At 42.1% G+C, this 25,493-nt stretch carries 20 protein-coding genes, 5 pseudogenes and 1 other annotated feature; of the genes and pseudogenes, 6 read left to right on the plus strand and 19 right to left on the minus strand.

Going from position 1 to position 25,493, the window contains the following annotated elements; translation table 11 throughout:
* Window positions 1-15: 15 nt before the first annotated feature.
* Genes dat through QNH10_RS20780 form a run of 4 tightly spaced genes read right to left on the minus strand, consistent with a single transcriptional unit; the run spans window position 16 to window position 2,270 of the window.
* On the minus strand, window positions 16-867 hold the full coding sequence (dat, locus tag QNH10_RS16965) for a D-amino-acid transaminase (RefSeq protein WP_283732498.1): 852 nt from the start codon (window positions 865-867) through the stop codon (window positions 16-18).
* Window positions 867-1,478, minus strand: coding sequence for a M20/M25/M40 family metallo-hydrolase (locus tag QNH10_RS20770; RefSeq protein ID WP_347177904.1), 612 nt, complete (start codon window positions 1,476-1,478; stop codon window positions 867-869). The genes dat and QNH10_RS20770 overlap by 1 nt, the downstream gene beginning before the upstream one ends.
* Window positions 1,465-2,130: a Sapep family Mn(2+)-dependent dipeptidase gene (locus QNH10_RS20775; RefSeq protein ID WP_347178070.1), complete on the minus strand. Its 666-nt coding sequence runs from the start codon at window positions 2,128-2,130 to the stop codon at window positions 1,465-1,467. The genes QNH10_RS20770 and QNH10_RS20775 overlap by 14 nt, the downstream gene beginning before the upstream one ends.
* On the minus strand, window positions 2,115-2,270 hold the full coding sequence (locus QNH10_RS20780; protein WP_347177905.1) for a hypothetical protein: 156 nt from the start codon (window positions 2,268-2,270) through the stop codon (window positions 2,115-2,117). The genes QNH10_RS20775 and QNH10_RS20780 overlap by 16 nt, the downstream gene beginning before the upstream one ends.
* Before the next feature lie 265 nt (window positions 2,271-2,535).
* Here QNH10_RS20780 and QNH10_RS16975 point away from each other — a divergent pair, with 265 nt between their 5' ends.
* Complete coding sequence (locus tag QNH10_RS16975) at window positions 2,536-2,757, plus strand: DeoR family transcriptional regulator (protein WP_283732499.1); 222 nt, start codon at window positions 2,536-2,538, stop codon at window positions 2,755-2,757.
* A 411-nt stretch (window positions 2,758-3,168) separates the two neighbouring features.
* Here the strand turns inward: QNH10_RS16975 and QNH10_RS16980 are convergent, their stop codons facing one another.
* Both QNH10_RS16980 and QNH10_RS16985 read right to left on the minus strand, forming a co-directional pair.
* Complete coding sequence (locus QNH10_RS16980; RefSeq protein ID WP_283732500.1) at window positions 3,169-3,894, minus strand: pseudouridine synthase; 726 nt, start codon at window positions 3,892-3,894, stop codon at window positions 3,169-3,171.
* A gap of 3 nt (window positions 3,895-3,897) precedes the next feature.
* Window positions 3,898-5,513, minus strand: a pseudogene (locus QNH10_RS16985) (putative polysaccharide biosynthesis protein).
* Window positions 5,514-5,827: 314 nt separating this feature from the next.
* Here QNH10_RS16985 and QNH10_RS16990 point away from each other — a divergent pair.
* Window positions 5,828-7,089: pseudogene (locus QNH10_RS16990) on the plus strand (BaiN/RdsA family NAD(P)/FAD-dependent oxidoreductase).
* A 192-nt stretch (window positions 7,090-7,281) separates the two neighbouring features.
* On the opposite strand, the pseudogene leuS reads toward QNH10_RS16990, so the two are convergent.
* From leuS to QNH10_RS17010, 4 genes and pseudogenes are all read right to left on the minus strand, one after another.
* Window positions 7,282-9,695: pseudogene (leuS, locus tag QNH10_RS16995) on the minus strand (leucine--tRNA ligase).
* Window positions 9,696-9,766: 71 nt separating this feature from the next.
* Window positions 9,767-9,982: a binding site (T-box leader), on the minus strand.
* 246 nt (window positions 9,983-10,228) lie between these two features.
* Complete coding sequence (locus QNH10_RS17000; RefSeq protein ID WP_283732501.1) at window positions 10,229-10,873, minus strand: 3-oxoacid CoA-transferase subunit B; 645 nt, start codon at window positions 10,871-10,873, stop codon at window positions 10,229-10,231.
* Window positions 10,874-10,891: 18 nt separating this feature from the next.
* Window positions 10,892-11,577, minus strand: a pseudogene (locus QNH10_RS17005) (CoA transferase subunit A).
* A gap of 104 nt (window positions 11,578-11,681) precedes the next feature.
* The gene (locus QNH10_RS17010) at window positions 11,682-12,866 is read right to left on the minus strand and encodes an MDR family MFS transporter (RefSeq protein WP_283732502.1); all 1,185 of its coding nucleotides are present in this window, start codon (window positions 12,864-12,866) and stop codon (window positions 11,682-11,684) included.
* A 198-nt stretch (window positions 12,867-13,064) separates the two neighbouring features.
* Here QNH10_RS17010 and mnmL point away from each other — a divergent pair, with 198 nt between their 5' ends.
* A complete protein-coding gene (gene mnmL / locus QNH10_RS17015; RefSeq protein ID WP_283732503.1) occupies window positions 13,065-14,024 on the plus strand; it encodes a tRNA modification radical SAM protein MnmL/YtqA in 960 nt (319 codons plus the stop codon).
* Window positions 14,021-14,566: a tRNA 5-(aminomethyl)-2-thiouridylate-methyltransferase MnmM gene (mnmM, locus tag QNH10_RS17020; RefSeq protein WP_347177906.1), complete on the plus strand. Its 546-nt coding sequence runs from the start codon at window positions 14,021-14,023 to the stop codon at window positions 14,564-14,566. The genes mnmL and mnmM overlap by 4 nt, the downstream gene beginning before the upstream one ends.
* Before the next feature lie 237 nt (window positions 14,567-14,803).
* Here mnmM and QNH10_RS17025 read toward each other — a convergent pair whose 3' ends face one another.
* The 3 genes from QNH10_RS17025 to QNH10_RS17035 form a co-directional block, all read right to left on the minus strand.
* Window positions 14,804-15,529 carry an SDR family NAD(P)-dependent oxidoreductase gene (locus tag QNH10_RS17025; protein ID WP_283732504.1) on the minus strand — a complete coding sequence of 242 codons (726 nt, stop codon included), beginning with the start codon at window positions 15,527-15,529 and terminating at the stop codon, window positions 14,804-14,806.
* Window positions 15,526-15,651 carry a hypothetical protein gene (locus QNH10_RS17030; protein WP_283732505.1) on the minus strand — a complete coding sequence of 42 codons (126 nt, stop codon included), beginning with the start codon at window positions 15,649-15,651 and terminating at the stop codon, window positions 15,526-15,528. Before QNH10_RS17030 ends, QNH10_RS17025 begins: the two co-directional genes overlap by 4 nt.
* Before the next feature lie 136 nt (window positions 15,652-15,787).
* Window positions 15,788-16,354, minus strand: a complete 567-nt coding sequence (locus QNH10_RS17035; RefSeq protein WP_283732506.1) for a 3D domain-containing protein — start codon at window positions 16,352-16,354, stop codon at window positions 15,788-15,790.
* A gap of 125 nt (window positions 16,355-16,479) precedes the next feature.
* Between QNH10_RS17035 and QNH10_RS17040 the strand changes: the two genes are divergently transcribed.
* Window positions 16,480-16,974 (plus strand): GNAT family N-acetyltransferase, encoded by a 495-nt coding sequence (locus QNH10_RS17040; RefSeq protein ID WP_283732507.1) that lies wholly within the window; start codon window positions 16,480-16,482, stop codon window positions 16,972-16,974.
* A 63-nt stretch (window positions 16,975-17,037) separates the two neighbouring features.
* On the opposite strand, the pseudogene brnQ reads toward QNH10_RS17040, so the two are convergent.
* From brnQ to QNH10_RS17060, 4 genes and pseudogenes are all read right to left on the minus strand, one after another.
* A pseudogene (gene brnQ, locus QNH10_RS17045) lies at window positions 17,038-18,401 on the minus strand (branched-chain amino acid transport system II carrier protein).
* Between the two features lie 178 nt (window positions 18,402-18,579).
* Window positions 18,580-21,657: an AAA family ATPase gene (locus tag QNH10_RS17050; RefSeq protein WP_283732508.1), complete on the minus strand. Its 3,078-nt coding sequence runs from the start codon at window positions 21,655-21,657 to the stop codon at window positions 18,580-18,582.
* The gene (locus QNH10_RS17055) at window positions 21,654-22,799 is read right to left on the minus strand and encodes an exonuclease SbcCD subunit D (RefSeq protein ID WP_283732509.1); all 1,146 of its coding nucleotides are present in this window, start codon (window positions 22,797-22,799) and stop codon (window positions 21,654-21,656) included. The genes QNH10_RS17050 and QNH10_RS17055 overlap by 4 nt, the downstream gene beginning before the upstream one ends.
* Window positions 22,800-22,984: 185 nt before the next feature.
* The gene (locus QNH10_RS17060; protein ID WP_283732510.1) at window positions 22,985-23,362 is read right to left on the minus strand and encodes a nucleotide excision repair endonuclease; all 378 of its coding nucleotides are present in this window, start codon (window positions 23,360-23,362) and stop codon (window positions 22,985-22,987) included.
* A 141-nt stretch (window positions 23,363-23,503) separates the two neighbouring features.
* Between QNH10_RS17060 and QNH10_RS17065 the strand changes: the two genes are divergently transcribed.
* On the plus strand, window positions 23,504-24,121 hold the full coding sequence (locus QNH10_RS17065; RefSeq protein ID WP_283732511.1) for a DUF3298 and DUF4163 domain-containing protein: 618 nt from the start codon (window positions 23,504-23,506) through the stop codon (window positions 24,119-24,121).
* Window positions 24,122-24,146: 25 nt separating this feature from the next.
* Here the strand turns inward: QNH10_RS17065 and QNH10_RS17070 are convergent, their stop codons facing one another.
* The gene (locus tag QNH10_RS17070) at window positions 24,147-24,722 is read right to left on the minus strand and encodes a hypothetical protein (RefSeq protein WP_283732512.1); all 576 of its coding nucleotides are present in this window, start codon (window positions 24,720-24,722) and stop codon (window positions 24,147-24,149) included.
* 192 nt (window positions 24,723-24,914) lie between these two features.
* Window positions 24,915-25,484, minus strand: coding sequence for a hypothetical protein (locus QNH10_RS17075; protein WP_283732513.1), 570 nt, complete (start codon window positions 25,482-25,484; stop codon window positions 24,915-24,917).
* Window positions 25,485-25,493: the final 9 nt, after the last annotated feature.

The following is a 25,493-nucleotide window of genomic DNA, read 5'->3' on the forward strand; positions in this document are numbered from 1 at the left end:
TTCAATTGACAATAATCATTCTCCTACTACTGAAACAGGAATCTGACGGGTAAAAGCCTCTTGTAATTTCTTTGTTATAGGACCAGGTTCGCCTGACCCAATCGCTTTCCCATCAATCATAATAACTGGTGTAATTTCTGCTGTCGTAGAAGTCATGAAAAACTCATCCATTTCAAGAGCTTCGTCAGGTGAGAATGTTTCTTCTTTTACAGTTATTCCGTTTTGTTCGCATAATTTTAATACAACTCGACGGGTGATTCCATTTAGAATGAGATTTGATGCAGGATGTGTGTAAACAACACCATCTTTGATACCAAACATATTAGAAGAAGATCCTTCTGTCACAATACCATCCCGTACGAAAATCGCTTCGGCACATCCTGCTTCATAAGCTTCCTGTTTAGCAAGGACATTCCCTAATAAGTTCAAGCTCTTAATATCACAACGGAGCCATCGAATATCGTCAACAATTATCGTCCGTACTCCATTTTCGATAGTTTTCATCGGTCTTGGATTATGGACCGCATACGCTGTTACAACAGGTGCAGTTCCGGGGTTCGGGAACTGATGTACCCTCGCAGCAACTCCGCGGGTCACTTGCATATAAATATGCCCTGTCACGATTCCATTAACCTTAACCAATTCCTTGGCAATGTCAATTAACTGCTGTTCGGAATAAGGAACGGTCATTTTAACTTTTGAAGCACTTTGAAATAGACGCTCGATATGCTCCTCTGCAGTATATAATTCACCATCATATACTTTTACGACTTCGTAAACACCGTCTCCAAAATAATAGCCTCTATCGTCAATGGAAACGTTAATACTATCCTTCGCTAAAAATTGCCCGTCGATAAAGTGAATCATTATCTTTCCCCTTCCTCATTAGACACTAAACGGCTGATTGCCGCCGCGTATATGGCTGTCGCCTTTATAAGGTCCTCTATATATACATATTCATCCGCTTGGTGGGCAACATCTTCCCTACCCGGGAAAAGCATGCCGAAAGCGACTCCTTTATCCAACACACGTGCGTACGTACCGCCACCGATTGATAAAAGTTCAGCCTCTTCACCTGTGTATGCTGTATAAACTTCCTGCAATGTTTTAATGAACGGGTCATTTGCATCCACATGATGTGGTTTTGAATTGGATTTCACCTCTAAGTTGAAAGGAGAATCTACAAGCACATCAGTACATTTGTCAACTTTCTCCTCAAACGGATACGTAACCGAATAGCGCATGCTTACGTTAACTCGTCCACCTTCTTCAGGTGTATAAGAAACGATACCTGCATTCAAAGTCGTATCACCTGATATTTCATCATTGAAATCTAGGCCAAGATAGCGTCCACGTGTTTCATTTCCAAATGCATCCACAATGAATTGTGTGAATTCCTTTGATGCTCCATCTGTGAAGATTTCATTCAGGAAGGAGGCCAACACAACAGCTGCATTCACACCCTTATTGGGCTCCATCGCATGAGCGGATTTCCCGTTGACACTTATCGTTGTCGTGATCATTTCCGTTTGCTGTTGCACCGTAATCATAGGAATCCATAAAGCTTTCAAACCGATCCTTAATTTCAGCGAATCCAATACCAATGACTGCTTGAGCATGGTCAGGCACCATATTCGTCCGATTTCCTGATTTGAAGTCAAGTAATTGTCCATCTGGCGTATTCGTTTTTTGTGAAAAGACCAATGATGAAATTCCCTTTTCGGCATTGATAATCGGGAAATCTGCATCCGGTGCAAACCCGATTGTCGGCATCTCTTCTTTTTCAAAATAGCGTCTAACACAACGGAATCCACTTTCCTCATCAGTTCCAATAATGAGACGTACCCGTTTATTCAGAGGGATGCCGGCTTCTTTCACCATTTTCATGGCATGCCAAGCAGCAATTGTCGGGCCTTTATCATCGATTGCGCCACGTCCAAACAACTTCCCATCAGCTACACTACCCTCGAACGGCCCGTAAGTCCAGTTACTTCCGGCCGGTACGACATCTACGTGACAAAGGATCCCTAATAGTTCATCGCCTTCGCCCATTTCGATATGCCCTGCCATATTGTCGATATTTTTGACGGTAAAACCAGCTTTCCTACCTTCCTCTAAAAGCCAATCCAGCGCACGCTTTGGCTCGGACCGAACGGCGCTTCCTCTCTGGACAAACCTTCATCTAATACAGAAGGAATAGAAATCAACTGCTTTAAATCATCAATTACAAAATCCTGTTTTTCCAATGCTTGTTCTTTCCAATTTACCAACTTAGGCACCCTCTTTCCTATTATCTTATTTTCACATGTTCAGCTTGGAAAATAAAGTACCAAGCAAAATTTACATTGAATTAACAAAAAATTCTTTTACTATCGCCGAAAATAAGCTATAATTATATTATCGGAACATTTATCCGATACAGCGTTCTGCTGAAAGGAGTGCATTGTCAGGGGCCAATTTCAACTTGCATAGGTAACATTCAATAGTCTCATGCCCATAGATTTGGAAAATGAAGATGAAGGAGTGGTTCCACAGTTGAATACCGCTACTGATCGTATGCTTATCCGTATTAAGGATGTCTACTTGTACATTCTTGATCGGGGCATGGTTACAACCGAAAACGTAGTAGAAGAATTCGGCATCACAAGCCGCACCGCACAACGGGATTTGAACGTTCTTGAATATAATGAACTCATAACAAGCCCAACCCGCGGAAAATGGACAACAACTCAGAAAAAAGTTAAATTACCCTTATGACAACACTCAACTCAAAAGCGTAGGGCGCCTGCTTAGAGGCGACAGGCATAAGGCGAAGATACGGAGTGGCGGTCTTTGCCACGCAGTAGCTTTGACTTATGACCCGAGCCTCTGGCGCCCGGAGCTAGACGACTCAAAAGCGTAGGGCGCCTGCTTAGGCCCGACAAGCGCTGGAAGAAAAACCGGAAAGGCGGTCTTTGCCTTTTTGGTTTTTCTTCCAGCGACTCGAGGGACTGGCGCCCGGAGCTAGACGACACTCAAAAGCGTAGGGCGGCGTTTAGCCTCGACAGGCGCTGGAGGACTTGAAAGAAAAGGCGCTCTTTGCCTTTTCTTTCAAGGGCGAAGCGACCCGAGAGGCTGCCGCCCGGAGCTAGACGTTAACACATGCGAGAAATTGAAAAAGCTGAACTGTCAATCCAGTTCAGCTTTTTCATTGCGAAGTAAAGCCAATTCATCTTCCTTTAATTCACGATATTCCCCAAGCTTCAACCCTTCATCTAACTGCAACGGTCCCATCGATAGGCGTTTAAGATAGATAACCCGCTTACCCACAGCCTCGAACATACGCTTAACCTGATGGAATTTCCCTTCAGTAATTGTCAGTTCGATTTCGGATACATCGGCAGATTTTAAAATCCGAAGCTTGCCAGGTTTGGTGAAATAACCGTCGTCAAGCGTCACCCCTTCAGAAAACCTCGCAATATCTTCTTCAGTGACGACTCCTTCAATATGCGCATAATACGTTTTCGGAACTTCTTTCTTCGGTGATAATAATTCATGGGTCAGCTTTCCGTCATTGGTGATTAACAACAGGCCTTCCGTGTCCTTATCAAGACGGCCAACCGGGAAAGGCTCAAAATGTCTGTACTCATTATCCAATAAATCAATGACAGTCCGATCCCGAAGGTCTTCTGTCGCCGATATAACCCCTTGCGGTTTATGCATCATTAAGTATATGAATTCCCTATATACGATCCGCTCACCAAGGATCGTTACTTCATCCAATTCTGGATCAACGTGAAGCGCAGGGTCCTTCACCTGTTCACTATTCACCTGTATTGCGCCTTTCTTCAGAAGCTGGCGCACTTCTTTACGCGAGCCGAATCCCATATTCGCGAGTAATTTATCCAAACGCATTGATTATCCTCCAAACCCTAACTTCTTCGTAATTCTCGTTAAACGATCACCAAATAACTTTTGAGCAAGACCTGATTTTAACGCCAAGGCTCCATACACAGTTGCCCCAACAAAAGCACAAATCAGAACGTAAAGCAGCGCTTGCATTTTACCACCAACTGGACTGATTGCAAGTAATCCTTTTAAAGTAAAGTGGACTGCAATAAACATAATAACGTTGAAAATCCCGATAAGGATCAATCGCCTGAACACCATTCTCGAATGGTAATTGAGCACCTTCGATATCACAAACAGATTAATGGAAACTGCTATTCCATATCCGATTGTTGTTGCAGCTATCGCGCCGTTCACTTCGAAAAGCTTGATAAGAGGGATATTCAAAATCATTTTAACCAGTAAGCCCGTAAGCGATGTAAAGACAATCCATTTATGTTTATCGATCCCTTGAAGGATGGCAGCTGTTACGGTGAAGAGTCCAAACAGGATTGCGACTGGTGCATATGTAGCCAGCACATCGGCACCGATTGAATTTTCGCTATAGAAAAATGTATATATTTCATTTGAAAGGATTATCAGTCCGAGGACCATCGGAACTGTCAGAAACAGCATGATCTGGTATGTTTGGTCGAGTGACCTGCTGATTCCCTTCTGATCTTTTTTCGTGTAGAAACCTGTTATGACAGGAATTAATGCCATTGAAAACCCTGTCGCAACCATTACGGGTATCATGACAACCTTATGTGTCAAAAAGTTGAGCATCGTAAAATACATAGTCGTGACGTCTTTTAAACCAATTGATTTCATCGCATCTTTGAATGTGATCATATCCACGAATTGATATAAGGGATTGATAACGCCAACAAGAACGAAAGGTATTGTATAACCGATAACTTCTTTGTACATATCGAAAAAAGTAATATCACTTGCCGGTGGACTGCTCTCATACAGTTGCTTGAACTCGGGTTTGTATTTCAACCAGTATTTATACAAAACAACCAGCCCCGCCAACGCACCGATGAAAGCTGCAAACACAGCAAATTTAACAGCTATCCTTGGCGAGAGATCTAAAACATTCACTACGATGAACGCCCAAGAAGCACGACAATAATCCTAACAATTTGTTCAATAAGCTGTGAAACGGAAGTCGGCTCAAACTTCTGATTTCCTTGCAAGTAACCACGGACGATACTCATAAGCGGGACGACAAGCAATGCGTAGCTCACCCAGCGAATGACGGATGTGATCTCTGCGATTGTAAAATTTTTGTCGTCAGCATCTATGACGAGATGCGCTATCGGTTCTGCCATGAAAAATAATACTAAGAACGATAATACCCCCGTCACAACCATGACAAGCATTCCGGATTTCATCAGTTTCCGACCGGTAGCGTAATCCCCTACAGCATTATATTTTGATACAAATTTTGAAATGGCCAGTGGTGCACCTGAAATCGCAACAGCTAACGCCAAATTATAAGGAATGTATGCATATTGATATAAACCAACATTCTCCTCACCAACAATGGCATAAAACGGAATAACATATAAAAGACCGAGCGCCTTGGATAAAAAGAGCCCGATTGTTAAAATGGCCGTGCCTTTTACAAGGTTTGATGACATATTTGATCCTTCCAATCTTAAGAACTACTTGACAAAGCTACTTATCAGTTTAACCCCAGCCGACACTTTTCACAATGATTAACTGAATTCAGCCTATGTTCCACCCCTACAAAAATTGACGGATCGAATAGTTACTCCTAATAGGATAAAAATGCAAATCCAGGCTGAATTAAGTTAACCCTCCGGGGGATGTCACAGATTTTCAAAGGAGCTTTTCGAGCAAGCTCGAAAAAATCTGGACACAATTCCGCCAAGGCGGAATTGATTGGACAGTTCATGTATAATGGAGAAAAACTGAAAGTGTGGTTCCATTTATGTATGACGTTATTATCATCGGTGGGGGTCCCTCAGGGTTAATGGCCTCCATCGCTGCAGCCGAAAAGGGAGGCAAGGTCCTTCTTTTGGATAAAGGAAAAAAACTTGGCAATAAACTATCCATTTCAGGGGGCGGACGGTGTAACGTTACAAACCGTTTGCCACTCGAAGAAATCGTTAAGAACATCCCTGGAAACGGGAGATTTTTATACGGCCCATTTTCCGTTTTCAACAATGAGGATATAATCGCATTCTTCGAAGGGCTTGGCGTTCCTTTGAAAGAGGAAGATCACGGCAGGATGTTTCCCGTCTCAAATAACGCTAAGGATGTCGTGAATGCATTGCTTAGTGAGATGGATCGTCTGAATGTCGAAGTGCGGTTATCTACTCGTGTTAAGAAACTATTGATGGATGATGAGAGGATTTTAGGCGTTCGTCTTGAAGATGGGGAAGAAATCCGTGCAAATGCGGTAGTGGTTGCTGTTGGTGGAAAAGCAGTCCCACAAACCGGCAGTACAGGGGACGGATATCCTTGGGCTGAAAAAGCAGGTCATACTGTGACTGAATTGTATCCAACTGAAGTCCCTTTATTGTCCGGCGAACCATTTATCCAATCAAAAGAATTACAAGGACTTGCACTACGCGACGTCGCTGTATCCGTATTGAACGCCAAGGGAAAAACATTGGTTACACATCAGATGGATATGTTATTCACCCACTTCGGATTAAGCGGTCCTGCGATATTACGGTGCAGCCAGTTTGTCGTGAAGGAACGGATGAAAAACGGTGCGAAGCCTGTTGAGATGCGGATTGATTCCTTGCCATCGATGAATGAAGAAAAGGCATTTCAAATGATTTACGCTATGTTGAAGGAAGATCCGAAGAAAGCGATTAAGAATAGTTTGAAGGGTGTCGCCCCTGAACGTTGGCTTCTGTTTTTATTCGAAAGGGCAGAAATTGATGCAGCTGATACTGGCGCAGGAATATCAAATGAAAAAATCCGTAAGTTGGCTGGCTTGTTAAAGGGCTTTCCAATGACGGTTAATGGTACGCAGCCGATTGAAAAGGCATTCGTCACAGGTGGGGGATATCCACGAAGGAGATCGAACCGAAGACGATGGCTTCACGTAAAAAAGACGGACTTTTCTTCTGCGGAGAGATATTGGATATCCATGGTTATACAGGTGGATATAATATTACATCTGCGCTTGTTACAGGACGGATTGCGGGGATGAGTGCCGGAGCGTTTGCGAGGGATTGAGTTTGTAATGTAGGCGGCAGATTATTCGGTGCAGAATCCGATTCTTGAGCGCGGAAAGACGATTCTCGAGCGAGGATGACAGTTCTTGGGCTGGGATGGATTCCTTTGAACAATAGTATCTCTCACCGATAAGATTTCAACAAAAAAATCCACGGAAAAAGAATTTACTCTTTCCCGTGGATTTTTCATTTATTAAACAGCAACAATATTGACCAATCTACCAGGAATTGCAATAACTTTCTTCAATTCCTTCCCATCGATCCATTGCTTCACTTGATCATCTTCAAGCGCGACTTTCTCTAATTCTTCCTTTGTAATATCTTTAGCAACATTGATCTTCGCACGGACTTTACCGTTGATTTGTACAGCTACTTCCACTGTATCATCGAATAGTTTCGATTCATCGAAGGACGGCCATGCAACATAGCAAATCGATTCGCTATGACCTAACTTCTCCCATAGCTCTTCCGCAAGATGCGGAGTGATCGGTGAAATCATGATGACGAAGCCTTCAACAAATTCTTTAGGAATCGAGTCGACTTTATAGCCTTCATTGATGAACACCATCATCTGCGAAATTGCAGTGTTATTGCGCATTCCTTCGAAGTCCTCAGTCACTTTTTTCACAGTTTGGTGATACACCTTTTCAAGTGCGCCACCCGGCGTGCCTCCGATTTTCGAGCTAAGCGTTCCATCTTCATTGACGAATAGTCGCCAGATGCGATCCAAGAAACGGCGCGCTCCATCAAGGCCGTTCGTTGACCATTCTTTTGATGCGTCAAGTGGACCCATGAACATTTCGTATAGGCGAAGTGTATCCGCTCCATGCGAATGGACGATATCGTCAGGATTGATGACGTTGCCAAGAGACTTAGACATTTTCACATGTCCTTCTCCAAGGATCATTCCTTGGTTGAACAGCTTTTGGAATGGCTCCTTCGTTGGAACGACACCGATATCATAAAGCACTTTATGCCAGAAACGAGCATATAGAAGGTGAAGTACCGCATGCTCCGCTCCGCCGACGTAAATGTCAACCGGCAACCAGCGTTCTGCAAGCTTCGGATCAATCAGCATTTCATCATTATCCGGGTCGATATAACGCAGATAGTACCAGCAGCTTCCTGCCCATTGCGGCATTGTATTCGTTTCACGGCGGCCTTTCATGCCAGTTTCCGGATCAACGACGTTAACCCACTCTTCGATATTTGCAAGCGGAGATTCACCTGTTCCACTTGGCTTGATATTATCCGTCTTCGGTAGCATTAACGGAAGTTCGGATTCATCGACCGTAGTCATGGAACCGTCTTCCCAATGAATGACTGGGATTGGTTCACCCCAATAACGTTGTCTTGAGAATAGCCAATCGCGAAGACGGTACGTGATCTTCTTCTCGCCTTTTCCGTTTTCAACGAACCAAGCAATTGCCTTTTCGATTGCTTCTTCTTTGCCCAACCCATCCAAGAAACCAGAATTGATATGCTCGCCGTCGCCAACATAAGCTTCCTTCGTAACATCGCCACCGGCAACGACTTCTACGATTGGCAATTTGAATTCAACCGCAAACTCATAATCCCTCTCGTCATGTGCAGGAACTGCCATGATCGCACCCGTACCATATGAAGCAAGCACATAATCCGCAATCCAGATCGGCATCTTCTCGCCGCTTGCTGGGTTGATTGCATAAGAGCCTGTGAATACGCCCGTCTTCTCTTTCGCAAGATCTGTACGTTCTAAGTCACTCTTCGTTTTCACTTTATCCAAATAAGCGTCAACTGCTGCCTGTTGTTCAGCAGTCGTAATTTGCTTAACAAGCTTATGCTCAGGAGCAAGTACCGCATATGTCGCACCGAAAATCGTATCCGGACGAGTTGTGAAAGCTTCGAATGAAAGATCTGTTCCGCCAATTTCGAATGTCAACTGAGCACCTTCAGAACGACCGATCCAGTTCCGTTGCATATCCTTCAAGCTATCCGGCCAGTCAAGATCATCCAAATCTTCAAGTAGGCGATCCGCATATTCCGTAATACGCAATACCCATTGACGCATCGGACGACGTTCTACTGGATGGCCACCACGTTCCGATTTCCCGTCGATTACTTCTTCATTCGCAAGGACAGTTCCAAGTGCAGGACACCAGTTTACAGGCACTTCATCAATATACGCCAAGCCTTTTTTAAACAGTTGGATGAAATCCATTGCGTCCATTTGTAGTACTTCGGATCTGTTGTATTCACTTCACGATCCCAGTCATAAGAGAACCCAAGATCATCCATTTGGCGTTTGAACGTCGCAATATTTTTCGCGGTGAACTCAGCAGGGTCATTACCCGTATCAATTGCATATTGCTCGGCTGGAAGACCAAATGCATCCCATCCCATCGGGTGAAGGACATTATGACCTTGCTTTCTTTTGAATGAACTTAAAATATCCGTTGCGATATAGCCAAGTGGATGTCCGACGTGAAGTCCTGCACCTGACGGATATGGGAACATATCAAGGGCGTAGAATTTCGGCTTTGATTCATCGTTGACCATTTTGTATGTCTTATTGTCTTTCCAATACTGTTGCCACTTCTTCTCGATTTGTACATGTTGATAACTCATTCTGATTCATTCCTTTCCATTACAAACAAAATCGCGTTTTGCGGGAATTAAAAAACTCCCGTCCCTTAAAGATAAGGGACGAGAGGTATGTATACTCCCGCGGTGCCACCCAAATTGACGGCAATGCCGCCCAACTTGTTTCCTTAACGCGGAAAACGGCACCGGTTACTTTTCGTTCACCGATACAGGCTCATAGGCGAGTTCATCGTAGTCGTACAGGCTCGCACCAACCGCCTGCTCTCTTCAATCGACCGTACCGATTACTAGTTCCTCTTCACTGCCAACGCTATTTGAATTCAGTTTATTGTAGTGTACCCGAAATTGTTCCAATTTACAAACTAGATGTCTAATAATTTGATGGAAGCCGCTACAAAGCAGGTGAGTCCAAGGTCCTTTTTTGGTAATAAATTTCCGGATTCAATAGATAACTATGCATATTCAATAGATAACTCTTTCGATTCGATAGATATGTTGTCTGATTCAATAGATAAAAATAATGCCAAGCTCATTAACGAGGATTTGGCATTTAGTGATCAACCAATATTCACTTTTAATTCAGCTTCTGTCGAGTTAATGACGTCTTCGACAGTGAACCCCTCGAAAACTTCCTTCAGTTCCAAGCCTTCCGGTGTCACGTCAATTAAAGCTCTTTCCGTGATGATTTTATGGACAACGCCTTTTCCTGTCAAAGGAAGTGAGCATTCTTTTTTAATCTTAGCTGATCCGTCTTTTGCAACATGATCCATGATGACGATGATCTTCTTTGCGCCATGCACAAGATCCATCGCGCCGCCCATGCCTTTGATCATCTTTCCAGGAATCATCCAGTTCGCGAGATCCCCTTTTTCGGACACTTCCATTCCACCAAGGATTGCAACATCGACATGTCCGCCACGGATCATTGCGAATGATTCCGCGCTATTGAAGAATGCCGATCCTGGGATTGTCGTAACTGTTTCTTTTCCTGCGTTTATCAGATCAGGATCAACTTCATCCTCCGTCGGGTACGGTCCGATTCCAAGAAGACCATTTTCCGATTGAAGCACAACAGTCTTATCATCCGAAATATAGTTAGCGACCAGTGTTGGCATGCCGATTCCAAGATTTACGTAATCGCCATTGTTAATTTCCTTTTCCGCGCGTCTAGCAATTCTTTCTCTGTAATTAATTGTCGTCATGGTGAACATTCCCCTTCCTTATCGCGTAGTTAACCGCTCAATTCGTTTTTCCTGATCCGCTTGCAATAACCCTTGTACATAGATGCTTGGCGTGTGGATTGTTGCAGGACTTAGTTGCCCCGTTTCTACGATCTCCTCCACTTCAGCAATCGTCACGCGTCCTGCTGCCGCCATCATCGGGTTGAAGTTTTGTGCTGTCTTGTTGTAGATCAAGTTCCCAAGCTTATCCGCCTTTGCTGCGCGGATCAATGCAAAATCGGCAACCAACGCTTCTTCAAGGACATATTCTTTGCCATCAAAAATTCTTGTTTCCTTACCATCGGCTACAGTCGTTCCAACCCCTGCTGGAGTGTAAAAAGCAGGAATTCCAGCACCACCGGCTCGTATCTTTTCCGCAAGCGTTCCTTGAGGAGTCAGCTCAACTTCAATTTCGCCGGATAGGACCTGACGTTCAAATTCTTTGTTTTCCCAACATATGAACCTATCATCTTTTTAATCTGCTTTTCCTTCAATAAAAGACCTAATCCCCATTCATCTACGCCACAGTTATTCGATATAATCGTCAAATCCTTAACACCCTTTTCGACCAAAGCCAAAATGAGCTGCTCAGGAATTCCAACTAAACCAAAGCCACCTACCATTAAAGTTGAACCATCTTCAATTTGTGAAATCGCTTCCATCGCTGTTGAATAAATCGGTTTCATTTCGCCTGCCCCTTCAATTACTTGAATAATTGCTACTAGCCTACCTATATTTAATCAAACTATTTTGATTGACGCAATCATCCTTGTTAAAAAACCGGAAATCCTTATTGGATCTCCGGTTTTTGATTGGACGACTTTAGTGGTCGGTCATATAGGATTGTAGTTAAGATTGTAATCACCATAAGGCTTGTAAGCAGCAATAACATCATTTTCATTCCATGAATCTCTACCAAGACACCACCCGCTAATGGTCCTATCATACGACCGATTGTGGCGGCGGAGTTCACAACTCCTTGATAAAATCCATCTTTTCCTTTCGGAGCCAGTTGACTCGCTATCGTTGGGATAACTGGCCATACAATCATTTCGCCGAAAGTAAGAATAACCATCGAAACGACGAACATCTTGAACGAGCCCGCAAAGCTAACAACAATAAACGAGATGATAAAAATGGAAGTACCGATAAGCATTTGTGTTTTCAGCTGTTTTTCAATACGTTTGATAAGTGGTTTGATGATTGGTTGACCGAGCACAATTAGTAATCCATTGATTGTCCAAATTAAACTGTATTCGCGTAATGTTACTCCGATTGACAAAGCATGTGTGGATATAGTTGTTGACCATTGTGAGTAGACAAGCCAAGTGATCAAATAGCCTGTAACTAGGATAAGAAGGGCGTAAAAAGGTGCCTTATACTTAATAGGTGTAGTCTCCCTAATGATATCCGTATGTCGTTCAGGAGCAATTTCCAATTTCTTATATCCGAAGTAAGCGATCACTAAAAACAGGATATAGAACGCAAGATTCGCTGAGAAGATGTAGTCGATATGAACGGATGCAATGAAACCAGCCATTGCAGGACCAATGGCAACTCCGACATTCTGCGCAAGATAAATCGAGTTAAATGCTTTTCGACCGCCTTCAGGCCATACTGTACCAACCATTGCATACATACTTGGAAAAATAATACCACCACTAAATCCTAAAACTGTAAGGAATATTATATAAGGATACCAATTATGATCATAGACAAGATATGCAAGTGCAAGAATTGAGATGACAATGCCGCTAATAATGGATCGGAATCCACCTATCCGGTCGAATAAATAGCCGCCAAGTAAGTTGCCCACAACACCTGCAGCTGAATTCGCCATTAGCACAAGTCCTGCTACTGCCAATGATTTTCCGAGGTATTCATGCATGTAAATTGTATTCAATGGCCATAGAAATGAATTCCCGATGACATTGACAAACATCCCGATGACAAGCAGCCAAACTTTTTTCGGCATACCTGCTGCCTCCGTTCTTCAAGTAAATTCTAATTCAATCATGATTTTATGCAAAATAAAATCCAGCCTTCTGGCAGGATATTTCGAGTGTATTCCTTTTCACACATTCATACAAGACATACTAAATATGTTCTATAATTCAGATGACACCATTCCCAACTATCGTGATACAATCTACTGTTGAGGAGCTGAATCACAATGCAGAAATTCAATTACCCGTTTCCCTCTGAAGGGAAACGTTATCATACATGGTCACGCCATTTGAAAGACGAGTTTGGATGCAAAGTATTTAAAGTTGCATTAGATGCAGGTTTCGATTGCCCCAATCGCGATGGGACTGTTGCATTCGGGGGCTGTACTTTTTGCAGTGTTGCCGGATCAGGAGATTTCGCCGGAGATCGGGTAGATCCAATAGAGGTCCAATTCGCACAAGTTCGTGATAAAATGCATCGTAAATGGAAGGATGGAAAGTATCTTGCCTATTTCCAGGCCTATACAAACACCCATGCACCCCTTCCCGTATTAAAGGAGAAATTCGAGGCTGCACTTGCGCAAGACGGGGTAGTCGGCATGTCAATCGCAACTCGACCGGATTGTTTGCCTGATGATGTTGTTGAATACTTGGCGGAATTAAATGAACGGACCTATTTATGGGTTGAATTAGGATTGCAAACCGTACATGAAAAAACCGCACAATTAGTAAACCGGGCACATGATTTCTCAACATATGTAGAAGGTGTTGAAAAGCTAAGAAAACACGGGATACGCGTCTGTACACATATTATTAACGGTCTGCCATTAGAGGATTATGACATGATGATGGAAACAGCGAGACAAGTCGCCAAGCTTGATGTACAGGGGATAAAAATCCATTTGCTTCATTTATTAAAAGGTACGCCAATGGTAAAACAGTATGAAAAAGGAATGGTCGAGTTCTTAAAGATGGACGAATACATCAACCTTGTAGTCGATCAACTTGAAATACTGCCACCAGAGATGATTGTCCACCGAATTACAGGGGACGGACCGATTGATTTGATGATCGGACCAATGTGGAGTGTTACGAAGTGGGATGTACTGAACGGCATTGATAAAGAAATGGAACGTCGTAATAGCTATCAAGGAAAGTTTTTTGAAAGGATGGTTGAACTCATTTGAGTAAAATTCTATTACATCGCGTCCTCCCGTTTTCAAAGCGATTGATTAGCGAGACTGTTTTTCCCGGGGAAACGGTTGTTGACGCAACTGCCGGCAATGGGAATGATACGTTGTTTTTAGCTGAGCAAGTCGGTACAGAAGGTAAGGTTTTCGCATTCGATATTCAGGAGGCCGCCATTTTAGCAACTGCGGAAAGACTTGGTGACTTAACAGCGCGAACGACTTTAATACTGGATAGTCATGCGAATGTGGATCAGTATGTAGACGAACCGATTGGCGGAGCGATGTTCAACCTTGGGTATCTGCCTTATGCCAATGATAAGTCGATTGTCACTAAACCGGATTCAACAATCACGGCTATCCATAAGCTATTAGGGATGCTTAAAAAAGGTGGAATCATCACGATATCCGTCTATGATGGACATGACGGCGGGAAGGAAGAGCGTGACGCGTTGCTCGACTATGTGAAAACACTTCATCAGGCAGACGTTCACGTGATCCGCTACGAGCTCCTAAACCAAAGAAATAACCCCCATTTTTAATCGCAATCGAAAAAGTGAGGGATTTTGATGAGGTTGTACAAATAAGTAAATAGGAATTTTGTGTTGAAAGAATAGCCTAAAGTGAGGTATATTTCAGTTGATTGGAGCGAAAGGCGGCGACTCCTGTGGGGTCTTGCGCGAATGGTGAGACCCCGCAGGAGCGTAGCGACGAGGAGGCTCACCCGCGCCCCACGGAAAGCGTCCGCCTGTAGCGGAAATCAACGGTTTCTGACTAATTCATTCCCCTAATTGCCGTAAATCAGCAATCGGTCCAATCTCCTTAAAATCTTCCCTTTCCATTACTGCGATCAGTTTTCTTGCTGTTTCAGAGGCCGTGCTTAAAAGGCCTTGTTCTTTATAGTCAATAAATCGCTCAAGTAACGGGAAATCTTCCGCTTCACTTGACCGGATTGTTTCCTGCATGCCTGTATCGATGATTCCTGGCGCAATTGAGACAATATCGACAGGATATTGGGCTTTCTCCTGTTCAAGAGAAACAACACGGGAAAAATGATCAAGGCCCGCTTTCGTTGTGCAGTACACACCCCATCCTTCATATGGATTCCTTCCCGCACCTGATGATATATTAATTATTCTTTTTTCACCCTCAAAATTTATCAAGCTTCCGATAAACGTATTGGATAAAATCATCGGTGCAGTTAGATTGATCGACATAGCCCTAACTAATTCGTTCTCGTTAACGCTGCCGATTAATCCAATCGGTTCAACCGTTCCGGCGTTATTGATTAAAGTAAATGAGCTTGCCGATGACAGATTTTCTTCAATAATTCGGTTCATCAATTCAGCCAATCCACTTGTTTCCAATAAATCCGCAGTTTCAAATCCTTCATGGCCCGGATTGGTTCTTGCAATCCCAATCACTTTTTCCCCTTTTTCATTCAACTGATTCATCAATTCAAGGCCAATGCCTTTTGACGCACCAGTAATAATATAAATGTTCATCGTTCTTCCCCTTCCAGTGGAACTTGTTGTTGGATTGCCTCCCCAATTTTCGCTTTATTAGGGATCTCAAAATAAGCAATCCAGATATACAATGCAATTGCAATAACTAAGATCAGCCCCAAGATCAATCTCCTTTTTCCATCCCATCTCCCCATTCCTCTTCTTTCCATATAGTTTACCATGTCATCATATCTATGGGACTACCCAAAAAAATATTAAAAGCCGATTCCCATTTTTTGAAGGAATCGGCCTAATTTCTTATTTTAGTATTTTGATTTTCACGTTTTTTCTTCCCCATTTATATGCTTCGCCTTTTGTTGGGAAGAACACATCAATTTTATTCCCTTTAATAGACCCGCCTGTATCGCCCGCAATCGCATAACCATACCCTTCAACATACACTTTTGTTCCAAGTGGGATGACTGAAGGGTCCACGGCAATCACTTTTAGATCAGGATTTCGTTTTAGATTAATCCCTGTTGAAGTAATTCCTGAACAACCGTTACAATTAGCAGTATAGGCACTTGCTGAAACAGTTATTTCCTCCACAACGGTATCGTCATCAGATCGCGATGGAGTTTTCGATGAATTCTTTTTACTTGTATCGGATTTAGTAACTATCAAATTCTGATTCGGCTTTATAACCGTTGACTTCAAACCATTCCAAGAAACTATTTCATTGACGGTGATATTATGCATTGCCGCAATTTTGTAAAGCGTATCACCTTTTTTGACTTTATACGTTGAAGAAGCCGCAAAACTTTCGGTCGTACTGCCGAACAATAACATTACTGCAAATAGAATCGTTACAATATGTTTTCTCAAGTTTTCTACTCCCCGCCTTTTAGTCTATTTATAGATTATCAGTACAGTATTACAGCAATGTTACAAATTGCATTTATTCTGATTACAAAAGTCAGTCAATTGTTACAGGAAAGGAAGGAATTAAAATGACCGAAATTTTAGTTAGATCAGCCCGACAGGATGAAGCAAAACCCATATCCCATCTGCTTTCAAAATGCCAATGGTTCACTTATCGCAACCTCTATTCAGACATATATATTCAACGCCTGATTAACAAATATTACAATGCCGAACGCATCCAGCGCGAAATCACAACAATCGACAAAAGTTGGCACGGGTATTTTGTTGCTGAAAAGGATGGAAAACTCCTTGGAGTAATCGGAGGAGGGATGGCAGATGATTCAGATGGTGAAATTTATGTCTTCTATATGGACCCCGATTATAGGGGGATGGGGATTGGTACAAGACTATTGGAATTCTATACAAAGATTCAAAAGTATACATATGGTGCTGAGCGCCAATGGGTTTCGGTTGCAAAGGAAATCTGTACGGCATTCCTTTTTATGAGGCAAAGGGATTTTCATTTAAACGTGAGGAGATTGCATACGGTTCAACAGATGAGGACCAGGATATTTCCCTAGTTTATTCTAGACAAATCAATGAAAAAAAGGAGCATTCCTATTAACAAGGAGTGCTCCTTTCAACTATCTATGGGCCGGTGCTGGTTTCATAATAAGGGCGATGAGGGCTGTGAAGATCATAACAATCAGTACTGGAAGGATCCAGCCTAGACCATCGCTGTAAAACGGAAGTATCGTATTATAGAACGAATCAATAGAAGTGAGCCAGCTTGGCCATTCCGTTTTTTCGTAACCTAACGTGGAATATAATGTTTTAATCCCATCGAAGAGGCTGATTAATAATGCAGTAGCTGTCGCACCAACATAAACGATTCTCGCATGACCGAATAGTGGTGAGGTGAATGTTAGTAACATTAGTACAACGGCCAGTGGGTAAAGCAACATTAGGACCGGGATTGAATAGGTAATAATATTGGCTAAACCAAAGTTCGAAACAACAAAACAAAAGATTGTAAAACCCGTAACGAATGTTTTGTATCCAACTTTCGGGATGATTGTATTGAAATATTCTCCACATGCGGTCATAAGTCCGATACTTGTTGTCAAGCAGGCAAGAATAATTACAATTGCAAGCATAACAGTTCCAATTGTTCCAAAGTAATAAGAAGCCGTCTCACTTAAAACAGGGCCTCCGGTTTCAAATAATCCTAAGCGCTCAGTCGTCGTCGCCCCAAGATACGCGATCCCAACATAGATTAATGCAAGGATACCTGAAGCTACGACGCCGGTTTTCACAGTTGCAGAAAAGATCTGCATCTTATTCTTTAGTCCATATGAACGTAATACATTAATGACGATAATTCCAAATACAAGTGAAGCTAAAGCATCCATTGTATTATAGCCTTCAGTTAATCCTTTTACAAAAGCTCCTTTTGCATAAGCATCAACGGGACTCTGAAACTCCCCCATAGGATTCAAAAATGCAACTATTAATAGGACAAGCAGCAATACTATGATAATCGGAGACATGAGTTTCCCGACACGATCTACAATTTTAGCAGGATTCAAGGAAAGCCATAATGTTATACCGAAAAATAACAATGTAAATATAAACAGCGCAATTTTCGTATAGCCTTCAGGAATAGAAGACGCGATTCCGATTTCGAATGCAACTGCCCCAGTACGAGGTGCAGCAAAAAATGGACCTATCGTTAAATAAAGTAAAGAGGTAAATATCAAACCGTAAATTGGATGTACCCTGCTTGCGAGTTCTTGCAAGTTCCTACTTCCCGAGAAACCCATTGCCAAAATCCCTAAAAGTGGAAGTCCAGCTCCTGTAATAAGAAATCCGACTGTTGCCGGCCAGAGGTTTTCGCCTGAATATTGTCCTAACTGAGCAGGAAATATAAGATTACCAGCACCAAAAAGAGGGCAAATAACATGACGCCGATAGCTAAATATGAAGAAAATGACAACTTTTTTTGCATGTGTATACTGCTCCCTTCATGATGTTAATATGCAAATTATTGTGTACATTTACTGTAGAAATTTATAATACTCTCTGCTCTCTTAAATTGCAACAGAAAATAAAAAGATTTCACATTTTTTACGATGTTATTATTTTACAATAGAAAAATAGACGGCTTTTTGGGCCGTCTACTTAGTTTATTTAAGGATAAATTTGGTTTCACTATGTCCTTCTCTTGTCTTCTTGACTTCAAGAATTGCAGGTAATGCAGCTTTTAACTCTTCAACGTGAGAAATGACACCAATCATCCTTCCAGACTTTTGCAAGTCAACAAGCGTATCGATTGCCTTCTGCAAAGACTCCTCATCCAATGTCCCAAACCCTTCATCGATGAACATCGTGTCAATCGAGACAGACCCTTGGAAGCTCTGGATAACATCAGCCATCCCTAACGCAAGACTGAGGGACGCATTAAATTTCTCGCCACCCGATAATGTCTTAACATCCCGATTTTGACCGGTATACCCATCATGCACATCCAACCCTAAACCGCTCTGTTTTCCCCTTGTTTCCTGACGATCACTTCGCAATAGCTGAAATTGTCCGTTCGATAAGTCTTTAAGTCTCTCATTCGCGGATTGAATGATACGCTCCAAATAATCGATTTGGATGAATCGTTCGAATGAGAGCTTCAATTCATTTTGACCTCTGATCGTATCATAAAGGTTGGCAATTTTGCCTACCCTTCTTTCAAGCTCATCGATACCTTCACCAGTTCTTTTAATACTTGCTTCCAATGAAACCAAAGCAGTTTTATATTCTGTTGATTTATTCATTTCTGTCCAGGCAGCTTCATACGCTGCTTTCAAACTTTGTACAGTTTCGTGCATCTCTATCAAGTCCACTTTTTCTTTTCCAAGCAAACGGGCATTTAGGTCCACAATCTTTTCCTTTGTCGAATGAAGCCTTTGTTTGAAATCCATCACTTGGTCTTTCAAAATACGTCTTTCTGATTCCGACAATTTCGCTTCCCGATATTCCGTTTCTGAAGTGAATTCGGATAACTCTAAAGCTTCTTTGAATCTGGCTTCGGCATTTGCCTTTTTATCGGAACATTCATCAAATGTTTTTTTACAATGATACTCTGCCGATTCTGCCTTTGTTAGTTTCCCTCTTGCCTCCTCACGTGATTTTTGTACAGACTGCCACGCAATATCCAAACGAGTTTTATTTGATTCAACTTCAGTAATTTTCATTTGCAAGGCAGGCAAGCTACGCATTTCTTCAGGTATTTGGGCTATTTCCCTTTGCAATAAAGTTGTCTCTTTATCTATAAGCGATTTTTGTTCTAAAACCTTTTTTTCGTTCTCAATTTGAGCAATCTGCGTAGCCGCAGCGGTCTCTTCCTGTGACTTTAGCGCCTTTCTTAAGCCAGGCAGTTTATCCCTTGTTGCACGTAAGCGGGCTGCTTGTTCTGTTAATTCCTTTTTGATCGCCGACAGATCTTCAAGATTGCCTTCAATTTGAAGCTCCTTCATTTCCAGCTCTTTCGCTTCCAATTGTTCGAGGTAGTTCTCGTATTTAGCGCAAACCGCCTGGTAAGAACCTTCTATTTTTGTTAATTCGATTTGGCTTCGATCAAGTTCTTCACGTGTTACCGATTCTTCACTATGTCTATGGATCTTTGTCGGGTGGTGCTCACTACCGCAAACCGGACATGGCTCCCCGTCCTGCAACGAATCAGCTAAAAGCGCGGCCTGATTATTCAACCATAAATTTTGCATTAATGTAAAGTCATCTCTCAGCTTACGTACAACAACGGATCCCTTTTCCTTCTGCTGCTTCCACTTCATCACTTCGGCAGTAATTTTCATATGGTCTTGCATAATTTTTAATTCAGATTCAACTCGGCTCATTTTTTCAGTAATTTCGTCCAATGGGATTACATCAAATTCCATCTTTTCAATTTGAGCCTTCATCAGATTTAATTTCTCTTTTTCAACTTCAGACCTTTTCGTCGAAACGATGAATTCTTCATGCGAAACCAGAAGGCGTTGCTCTAAGCTTTTCACGGTCGATTCCTTAATTGCCAATTCCTTTACTGCTGGAAGATGGTCACGTAAACGGATAAGCCGTTCTGTCACTTGCGCCCTTTCTTCTTGTTTAGACTCTTCTTGTTTATACAATACTTCGATCGAATCCAATGACAGTTTTGCTTCTTGCGCTTCCTTTACCGCATGATTCCATTCTTTCAACCTTACTTCAGCTTCATTATGCAACTGTTGGAAATGGCCTTCGATTTCATGGATGACTGCTGCCCGCTCTGCATTGGATATACGTTGTTCTTTTAACGTGACTGATGGAATTTCTGCCGTTAAAGTCTCCATATCCTTATTCAACTGTTCAAGTTGATCAAATTGTTCATTGAGATTTTTCGCTACATGATAGTTAGAAAGCATCTCAGCATGTTTTTCATATGTGAGTTTATATTTCTTTTCATCTTCCACCATTTTTTCCGAATAAAATTCGGCTTCGTTTACTATGCCGTCAAGCACTTGCGACACGTTTCTATATTCATTGGAAAGGACTTCGAAAATCAGGGATTCTCTTTCTGGTATGACAGTAGGAATTTGCCGAATAAACCCTTCAATCTTACTTTTTTCTTCGACCAAACGGTTTTGGGCCTCATCTCGTTTCATCTTCAATCGGTTGACGACTTCACGGTACTCTTCCGTCTTGAAGATTTTTCGCATGATTGTTTCTTTATTCTCCGTGTCGGACGTCAAGAATTTCCTGAATTCCCCTTGTGGAAGCATTACAATCTGACTAAATTGAGCTTGCGTAAAACCAACAAGTTCTTCGATCTTCCGATTAATTTCAGAAACGATTTGACGGTCGACAAATGGGATTTCCCCGTCAGCAGTTAGCTCAAAAAACTCACATCTTGCAGTTGTTTCAGTTTTATTCCCAGCTTTCAAGTATGGGATTTGCCGCATGATTCGATATGTGCGCCGATTGATTTCGAAAATTAATTCGACCGCCGTTTGAGTGGAATCGTCAGCAAAGTCACTTCGCATCGAGCGGGATTCTGATCGGTCTTCACCACTCGCTTGTCCATATAACGCGAAACAAATCGCATCGAAAATTGTTGTTTTCCCTGCTCCAGTAGCTCCCGAGACAACGAATAATCTATGATCTTCAAGGAGTCGAAAATCCACAATTTCCGTTCCCTTGTAAGGCCCAAATGCCGTCATTGTCAATTGAATGGGTTTCATACGTCGGTTCCCCCTTTCACTTCCCGCAATACCTCATCAAAGATCCGTTCTGTCTCGGCATCGGGTTCTATATCATTCATTTGCGTGTAAAAATATCGAAACAGGGTCATATCATCCGGTTTTTCCTGGACTGCTGAATCGTGGCGTTCAAGTGTTGCGGCAGTCCGACCCACATTTCTTTCAATATGCATGGCATTCGGATAAATTGACTTCACTTTTTCCATTGGAAATAAGACAGGTGTAGCATCATGTAATTTCACAAAAACGTAGTCATCACTTGGTGGATGGGTGAGAATTTCATCCATCTCTCCTTCGACGGTTCGCATATCATGTTTTGGCGCAAGCAACCTCTTTTGAACATCGATATTACCTTCTCCATCCATTTCCACAATGTAGAAACCTTTTTTATGATTCTCTTCAGATATTGAATATTTCATAGGTGATCCCGAATATCTAATCGTTTCATTCGACACATGATGTGCCTGGTGCAGATGGCCGAGAGCTGTGTAATGGAACGGTTTGAAAAGTTGTGCAGACACATATTCCGCACCTCCAATTGCCAACGGGCGCTCCGAATCACTTGTATTCTCCTCCTCCTCGCCGTGAGGGGTGACGAAAGCATGTCCTACAAATACATGTCGTGCATCTTCCTTAAATTCGATTTTCTGAATTACACGTTTCATAGCACTATTAAAATCTATTATATTTTCATCTTCATAAACTTGTCTGCATATGGAAGGGTCAGCATATGGGACAAGATGAAAATGGACCTCACCGAATGAATCATTGAATACGACCGGTTTCACCTTATGTTTTAGCCGGCCTTCAATGAAGTATCCGTTTCTTCTCATTAATTCACTGCCAAAGTCCAGTCGACTCGGACTGTCGTGATTACCAGCTACCGCAATGACAGGAGTTTTCAAATCCACAACAATTTCCCGCAATACTTCGTCAAGTAATGTAACTGCATCCGTTGGTGGAACTGCCCGATCATACAAATCTCCTGCAATAAGTATCACATCGGGTTTTTCTTCTTTAATGGCGTCGATGAATTGCCGAAGCACATGACGCTGTCCCTCCGTCATGTATACACCTTTTACCAGTTTGCCTAAATGCCAATCCGCCGTATGGAAAAACTTCAATTCCCCCGCCTCCCGTTTCTTCTATTACCTCTTATTTTACAGGAAACTTGCTTGAATAGGCATTACATCCGTTAAAATAGAAATATTATAATTTCATTAAGCCTGATTTCAGTTTGAAAAAACATCGATTTGATACACAAAACCCGCATTCAAGGCTTCATAGCCTGAATGCGGGTTTTCTTCTGTCAGTCTTGGTAAAACACTTTATCCGTATTGTATTTCGCGCGTAAAGTGTTGATGATGTATGTCTCATAAATTTCGCGTTCCATTGGATCCTCGACAATGATCACAGAAATTTTATTGATTTCGTTTCGGTGATTTTTCACTGGTGAAACAGTATCTTCAAGATGTTTTTTTACGCGTTGGCGAAGCTTGCGTGCTTTACCTGCGAAAAGTAGTTCATCACTTTTATTGTAAAAAAGGATAAGTCCACCTTTGTCACGCGGGATTTCATGGATATCGATGAAGCCATTGATTGGCTTGATTGGCGCTTCGTCACCAGTTATTTTTTGCTCACGCTGGATGATCGTAACATCCGGTTTTGGTATTGTAATTGAAATCAATTTACGCTCACGTCCTCTTCTTTTGTGAAGTTTTATCCTACCACAAAACGGGATGGAAAGCGAAAAGTTATATCTTTGGTGATTTCCCTATGCATCCTACTCATACACTATATAACTACCTAAGAGGAAGGAAGTTATACTTTGGAGGACGTTCCATTAATAATTCATACGAAGATGCTCCCGCACACCTCATCAAAAGTGAAGGTTTATTACCCAGTTATCTCGGATATGGAAGATGCGGCCATTCAAAGGAGCCTAAATCATACGATTATCCATACATTAAATGAAATGCTTGTGAATCAAAATTTCTATGATGATAATCTCGTGGAGATGGTTGCCAATTTTGAAATAAAAACAAATGAGCGAGGGGTTCTTAGCTTAATTCTCATCGTCTATTCATTTACTGGCGGGGCGCATGGGATAACATTCACCAGAGCCTTGACGTTTGATACAAGAACAGGCAAACAATATGAATTGGAAGAGTTGTTCAAAGAGAATAGCGACTATGTGAAAAAGATATCCGATATTATTCGTGAAGATATCAAGAAGTGGAAAATCGAATTACTCGAACCCCCTTTCAAAGAGATCCGTAAAGACCAGGATTTCTATATAGCGGACACTTCAATCGTTATCTTTTTCCAACTGTATGAAATCACTCCTTATTATTGGGGATTCCCGTATTTCCCAATTCCACTTTTAGATTTAAGGGATATTATAAAACCTGATACCCCCCTGGATCGGATGATGGCTTTTACTTAACAATGAAAAACGCGGGCAGTGGAATTTAACTGTCCGCGTTTTTTGGTGATTTCTTATATCGGAAGCCGATGAATATGGCGACTAACCCTAAAATGAATAATGCAAAAGGCCATAATGGAAGGCTTTCTTCATCCTCTGTTTCAGTTTCTTCATGCGGACTACTCACTTCCTGTCCCTCACCTAATGCATTCAAGTCTTCTGTTGCATAGGCAAGTTCGGTTGTTCTGTGGCAAATCGTGGTAGATAATGTATTCGCCACATACATACCACTCATCGTGGCGTAAACAAGATATTTCTTGCCCTTTTCAAAAGGAAGTCCGCAATCTCCATCATGAAGTCCCGTTGTAACTACCGCTTCTGACCCTTCAATCCCCTTCCATACTTCATTAACCTTGAAGTGAATTGTCTTTCCATACCCCCGAATAAGTTTACCGTTTTCAATAATCTCGACGACTTCGCCGGTGAAAACAGCATCCGCCATATCCAAGGCATCTTCAGGCGGCGGTAGCATTGCACATGAGCAAGCAGATGCGTCTAACGGCTTCCACCATAAAAACAGTATGAATAATAGTCCAAATGACAATAAGTATCTTACTTTCAAGCCGACTCCTCCCCTTTAAAGAGTAGACGTTGGCATAAGTGTTTCGTTTCAATATTAATTAACAAACTGGAAGAATTAGAGATTCTTCATTATTCTTCGGCGAGTTGACTGCCGAAGAGACGCTGTACCCTTCGCATTCCTTGAAGTGGGAGTCTGCTGTCGGATATTGATAAAAAACGCGTGCCGTGGAATTTATCTGCACGCGTTTTTTTGTGATTTTTTATATCGGAAGCCGATGAATATGGCGACTAACCCTAAAATGAATAGCACAAACGGCCAAATTGGTAGTGTGGTTTCACCTTTATCTTCTTTCAAACTACTTACTTCCTGTCCCTCACCTAATACGGTTAAATCCTCTGTTGCATAGGCAAATTCCGTTGTTCTGCGGCAAATCGTTGTAGTCAATGTATTCGCCACATACATATCGCCCATCGAAGCGTAAACGAGATACTTCTTGCCCTTTTCAAACGGAAATCCGCAGCCTTCAGTATCAAGTCCTGTTGTAACGACGGCTTCTGACTCGTCAATCCCCTTCCATACTTCATCAACCTTAAAGTGAATTGTTTTACCTTTCCCTCGAACGATGTGTTTACCATTTTCAATAATCTCCACCACTTCGCCGCTAAATACAGCATCCGCCTCAGTGAGTGCTTTTTTCGGTGGTGGCAGAGCGACGCATGAGCAGGCCGAAGCATCTAACGGTTTCCACCACAAAAACAGTATGAACAATAAACCAAATGACAATAAATATCTTACTTTCATGGCGACCCC

Origin of the sequence: Sporosarcina thermotolerans (genome assembly GCF_030067815.1) — a bacterium.
Classification (GTDB): Bacteria; Bacillota; Bacilli; order Bacillales_A; family Planococcaceae; genus Sporosarcina; species Sporosarcina thermotolerans.

Bases quoted from the DNA above. Each gene is read 5' to 3' on its own strand.
- dat (WP_283732498.1), bottom strand. From the start codon at position 867: ATGATTCACTTTATCGACGGGCAATTTTTAGCGAAGGATAGTATTAAC.
- QNH10_RS20770 (WP_347177904.1), bottom strand. From the start codon at position 1,478: ATGGAGCCCAATAAGGGTGTGAATGCAGCTGTTGTGTTGGCCTCCTTC.
- QNH10_RS16980 (WP_283732500.1), bottom strand. From the start codon at position 3,894: ATGCGTTTGGATAAATTACTCGCGAATATGGGATTCGGCTCGCGTAAA.
- QNH10_RS17000 (WP_283732501.1), bottom strand. From the start codon at position 10,873: ATGACGACAATTAATTACAGAGAAAGAATTGCTAGACGCGCGGAAAAG.
- QNH10_RS17010 (WP_283732502.1), bottom strand. From the start codon at position 12,866: ATGCCGAAAAAAGTTTGGCTGCTTGTCATCGGGATGTTTGTCAATGTC.
- mnmL (WP_283732503.1), top strand. From the start codon at position 13,065: ATGCAGAAATTCAATTACCCGTTTCCCTCTGAAGGGAAACGTTATCAT.
- QNH10_RS17025 (WP_283732504.1), bottom strand. From the start codon at position 15,529: ATGAACATTTATATTATTACTGGTGCGTCAAAAGGCATTGGCCTTGAA.
- QNH10_RS17040 (WP_283732507.1), top strand. From the start codon at position 16,480: ATGACCGAAATTTTAGTTAGATCAGCCCGACAGGATGAAGCAAAACCC.
- QNH10_RS17050 (WP_283732508.1), bottom strand. From the start codon at position 21,657: ATGAAACCCATTCAATTGACAATGACGGCATTTGGGCCTTACAAGGGA.
- QNH10_RS17075 (WP_283732513.1), bottom strand. From the start codon at position 25,484: ATGAAAGTAAGATATTTATTGTCATTTGGTTTATTGTTCATACTGTTT.